We start from the raw sequence: 4,498 nt of genomic DNA, 5'->3' as shown, positions 1-4,498 counted from the left end.
GGAAGAGGCGCAAGCGCCGCACACCGCCGATCTCCCCCTCGTGGGGGAGATTGGCAGCTTCACCGCCAGACACACTCCAGAAACAAGATTCAACATCCGGGAAAAACTCGCGAAAACATCGCCTGTCATAACCACCCTCGCGGCGGTCACGCGGCCTGCGGCACAACGCGAAGAAATGGTCCCGAAACATGCAACGACGTTCGACCGGATGGATGGCTGCCCTGACAGGCATTTCGCTCGCCGTGCTTGCGGTCGCACAGTCGGATGCGGCGGTCACCCGGAGCGAATATTGCAGCCGGCTCGGTCTTCAACTCGACGGAGCCATCCAGACCAAAGCCAAACCCGGTGCCAGCGCGAGCCAGATCGCCGAGGCAACGGCACTCCAGGACAAGGCGAACCGGTTCTGTGCCGAGCGCAAGCAGGCGCAAGGCATCCGGACCTATGCCAATGCCCTGAAACTTCTTGGCGTGACACCGGTCGACCTGGACCAGTGACAGCAACCATCCATCCCTGAAAGACAGGCCGCCACTCTCGGATAGCGACGGCGGTTCTTCCAGCGCATAGCACCGCTGAAATTGCTGCCGGCTACTTCTCGCCCAGATACTGGAAGACGGCCTGCTTCCACCAATCGCTTTCGATGGTCTGCAGGAGGGCGACATCGAGAGACTTGCGCAACGGGCTGCCGAGCGGCAGCGCAATGGCATATTGCTGCTGGTCGAACGTCGCATCGAGAACCTGCAGGCTTGTCGCGTAATTCTGCCCGACCAGCCAGCCAAGCAGCGGCTTGTCGTGCACCAGCGCGTCGATCTTGCCGGCGCGAAGCGCGTTGAGGCCTTGCTGGATCGAGGCAAAGTCCTGATGACGGATCTGGGTCGAATCCAGATAGGACGCCGTCGACGAGCTCTGCACCGCGCCGACCCTGACCGCGGCGAGATCGCTTTCGCCCTGCACCATGCCTTCCATCTGCGTCACCGTCAGCACCGATGTGACACCCGCAGTGAACACCGCGATCGCAATGATCGATCCCATCATCCAGAGCGCGGCCAGCACGCGCCCCGGCACGGTTCGCGGGCCGAAATCACCGGTGCTGGCCTGCGTCGCGGCGATGGTCGACCACCACATGCTGGAAAACAGTCCCTTGGCGACGCCGCCGCCGAAATCGTCATTGTGCCGGCGTTCGAACATCCAGATGAGGACGCCGACCACCACCGATATGATGACCAGCGCCAGAACCGCCTGCAGGAAGCCGAACGACGTCAGGGCATGCAGCACCGGCCGCCATGACGGCTGGTTGTTGAGCGGCGTTGCGATGCCGAGCCCGGTCGTGAAGAAGGGCTGCGTGAAGTCGACGGCCTTTTCGCGGTCGGCCGTGACCGTGATCGCGGCCATCGCCGCATCGAATCTGCCGCTGACGACGCCATCGATCTGGTCCTGCACGGCAGGCACTTCGACATAGTGGAAGCGCAGGTTGAGCCGCCCGGCCATTTTCTGCCAGAGGTCGATGCTCAATCCCGACCAGCTGCCGTCCTGCAGCTTGAACGCAAAAGGCGGCGCCTGTTTTATCCCGACCGAGATCTCTTTTGCCGGCGAGGCCGAGGGGGAAGCCAAGTCGGGAGAAGTCTGATCGGGCGAAGTCTGGGCAAGCGTGACCCCGGCTCCCACACACGCGACGATGACAATGAGACCCAGCGCCATCGTCCACGAAGCAACTCTTCTCAACGGCAACGACTCCCAGCGACCGGTCCGCCGCTCGATCGTCGCGGCTTTCGAAGGGTAGCCGCCGTGCCCTCCTCCGTCCACCAGCGATGTCGTTGCTGAAGCGGCCGCGCCACGCCGACCCCGAATTGCGCGAAAACAAGCAGTTGGAACAATTTCGCGATTCAAATCCTGAAGCGCTTCGCGCAACGAGGGATCCCTTGAGGACAGGCTTGCGGCGCCGAAGACGAACTCGCGCCAAACCTCACTTCCTGCCTTGCGGATGGATCGTCTCACCGCGCTTCAGCATTGCCACAAACGCTTCGATCTTCCTCTTGCGCCCGGCCTCCGTCTTCATGTTGTGAATGCGGAAGGCGAGCGCGAAGCGGTTTTGCGCGCTGAGCTTTGCCAACATCGCCTTCGCAGCGGGTTCGGCGTCTATGGCCGCTTGCAAATCATCGGGAATTTTCATCTCCTTGCCGCTGCCATAGGCGCGCGCCCAGCGCCCGTCCGCCTTCGCCGCTTCGACCTGTTTGAGCCCATGCTCGGTCATGCGGCCCTCCTCGACCAGCCGCGCCACATTGTCGATGTTGATCAGGCTCCAGATGCTCTTCCTGCCGCGCGGCGTGTAGCGCTGCAGGAAGCTCTTGTCGTCCAACCCTTTGCGCACCGCATCGATCCAGCCGAAGCACAGCACCACGTCGATGGCTTGCTTGGGGGTGATCGATTTCAATCCCGACCCCACCTTGTGCACCTTGATCCAGACTTCGGTTTCCGTGGCGTGGTGCTTGCTCAGCCAGGCGTAGAAGCCGGCAGGATCCGCGAATTCGTGGACCTTGGCGGGATCGACCTTGATCGGCGCCATCAGTCGGCCTGCCCGTTCGATGCTGTTGCCCCTCGCGTCATCGCTCTCACTGTCGTCCTGCCTCCGGCATCATGCCCATCGTCATTGGCCAGCATCGTGGCATGAATTGCTGTCAGTTTCCGGCAGCAAACTTGGCAGGCGCGCACGGCGTTCCTTCGCGCCCGTCGGCCCGAACATTTTTCTTCCCGCCCCACTGTAGAAAGTCCCGGAATACCTGCCATGCTCGTGCTCGGGCACGCCGTCTCGCTCCCGGGGGAATACGCATGAAATCTCTGTTGCTCGCCTTTGTGTTGTTTCTCCCCACGGCCACCCTCGCCGAGCCGATCGAAACCCGGAAGATCATCACGGCTGTGACTGGCGATTTCAATGGCGACGGCGCCGTCGATCTTGCCATGGTGGTGGAGACCGAACCCGGCCATCCGATGGACGTCCACTTCTTCCTCAGGGACAGGAGCACAATTACCTCAAACCCGTCGAGATCGTGCACGAGCAGATCCAAGGGGAATGGAACGGCTACGAGCGGGCGGGCTACGAGAACTCCGACACCGAGCCGGAACTGACGATGCTGCCCAACGGCTCGATCAAATTCTACCTGCCAGCGATGGAGATCGGCAGCGAACGGACCGACATGACGCTGACCATCGCCTGGCGCAATGATGCCTTCATCGTCGCCGGCTTCGCCTATGACCACTATGACTATTTGAAGGAGAATGCCGAAAGCGCCTGCGAGTACAATGTGCTGACCGGCAAAGGCACCAGCAGCGAAAAGCAGCCGGACGGCAGCACCAAGCACAGGAACGTCTCGGTCGAAGGCCAGACCATCGCCTTCAAGGACTGGAACCCCGGCACCACCTTCAGCGCTTGCGGCGCGTGACCGGCGCCTCTTCGACCGACTTCAGCTTGGCGGCGGCGCTGCCGGCGTCAGCCCGTGGCGGCGCATGATATCCATCATCCCAGCCTTGTCCGGCGGACCGCCGGCGGCGGCGTGGAACATGGCGAATATCTCACGGAAATAGTCCGGACCGATCGCCGCTGGTGTGACGACGCACAGCGCTTTCGCATCCGCGCTGCCATTGTTGTCGAAGCGATGGACTGCGCCGCGCGGGATGCACAGCGCTTCTCCCGGTCCGACCTCGATCGGCTTGCCGTCGACGGTCCAGGTCAGCACCCCTTCAATGCCGTAGATCGTCTCTTCGTAGTGATCATGGCTGTGCGCCGGCGCCAGCAGGCGCAGTCCGCTGGCAACCCTCAACTCAAAGGCGGCGATGCTGCCGTTCGAACTGTCGCCCGTCACCAGGAAGCGAATCGACAGCCCCTTGTCGCCGGTCTCATTGGCTGGATTGACCTGAAGATTCATGACCGACATTGCGCAAAGCCCTCCGGTAAATTACATTTACTCGCTATCAGTAAGCTCAATTTACCGGATCGTCAATGCCCACCTCAACGGAAGTTCTACAGACCAAGACCGAGAACCTGCTGATCGGCGCCCTGCTGCGCGTGCCGGCACAAGCGATCCAGCGGCGGCTGATCAAGGAGCTCAACGCCGCCGGTTTCGACGAATTGCGCCTGCCGCATATGGCGGTGTTGCAGTTTCCCGGACCGGACGGCGCGCGGCCCGGCACCATCGCCGAGCGTGCCGGCATGAGCAAACAGGCCATCAACCAGCTGCTCAGCAGTCTCGAAGGGTACGGCTACCTCGTCCGCTCCGACATTCCCGGCGATGGCGGTGCGCGCGTGGTGCGATCCACGGAACGCGGTCATGCCGCGTTCTGGAAAATGGTCGATATCCTGCGCGACATCGAGGAGGAATGGCGCACCGAACTTGGGCCGGAGCGCTTTGCCCAGCTGAAAGCTCTGCTGTTTGTCGTCTGGGAAAGTCCGCTGGTGCGCTGAGCCAGAGACGGCGCCCGTCCGCCCTGCTCCACCGGCCTTTCCGAT

6 protein-coding genes are annotated in these 4,498 nt (G+C 62.3%); 3 read left to right on the top strand and 3 right to left on the bottom strand.

Annotated features, from left to right (window positions below; genetic code table 11):
* Positions 1-212 precede the first annotated feature (212 nt).
* Positions 213-494: a hypothetical protein gene (locus tag EN879_RS19000; RefSeq protein WP_082826505.1), complete on the top strand. Its 282-nt coding sequence runs from the start codon at positions 213-215 to the stop codon at positions 492-494.
* 91 nt (positions 495-585) lie between these two features.
* Here EN879_RS19000 and EN879_RS18995 read toward each other — a convergent pair whose 3' ends face one another.
* Together EN879_RS18995 and EN879_RS18990 are read right to left on the bottom strand one after the other, a co-directional pair.
* The gene (locus EN879_RS18995; RefSeq protein ID WP_224621835.1) at positions 586-1,719 is read right to left on the bottom strand and encodes a transporter substrate-binding domain-containing protein; all 1,134 of its coding nucleotides are present in this window, start codon (positions 1,717-1,719) and stop codon (positions 586-588) included.
* Between the two features lie 241 nt (positions 1,720-1,960).
* Positions 1,961-2,560, bottom strand: coding sequence for a YdeI/OmpD-associated family protein (locus EN879_RS18990; RefSeq protein WP_027160818.1), 600 nt, complete (start codon positions 2,558-2,560; stop codon positions 1,961-1,963).
* Between the two features lie 481 nt (positions 2,561-3,041).
* Here EN879_RS18990 and EN879_RS40015 point away from each other — a divergent pair, with 481 nt between their 5' ends.
* Positions 3,042-3,434 carry a hypothetical protein gene (locus EN879_RS40015; protein WP_244514320.1) on the top strand — a complete coding sequence of 131 codons (393 nt, stop codon included), beginning with the start codon at positions 3,042-3,044 and terminating at the stop codon, positions 3,432-3,434.
* Between the two features lie 21 nt (positions 3,435-3,455).
* Here EN879_RS40015 and EN879_RS18980 read toward each other — a convergent pair whose 3' ends face one another.
* On the bottom strand, positions 3,456-3,926 hold the full coding sequence (locus EN879_RS18980; RefSeq protein ID WP_024501720.1) for a cupin domain-containing protein: 471 nt from the start codon (positions 3,924-3,926) through the stop codon (positions 3,456-3,458).
* A gap of 65 nt (positions 3,927-3,991) precedes the next feature.
* Here EN879_RS18980 and EN879_RS18975 point away from each other — a divergent pair, with 65 nt between their 5' ends.
* A complete protein-coding gene (locus EN879_RS18975) occupies positions 3,992-4,453 on the top strand; it encodes a MarR family winged helix-turn-helix transcriptional regulator (protein ID WP_024501721.1) in 462 nt (153 codons plus the stop codon).
* The last annotated feature ends 45 nt before the right edge of the window (positions 4,454-4,498 follow it).

This window comes from Mesorhizobium sp. M7A.F.Ca.AU.002.02.1.1, from assembly GCF_003998535.1.
Classification (GTDB): Bacteria; Pseudomonadota; Alphaproteobacteria; order Rhizobiales; family Rhizobiaceae; genus Mesorhizobium; species Mesorhizobium ciceri.
The sequence above is the reverse complement of the archived record's forward strand: the minus strand, read 5'-3'. Positions and strand labels throughout refer to the sequence as shown.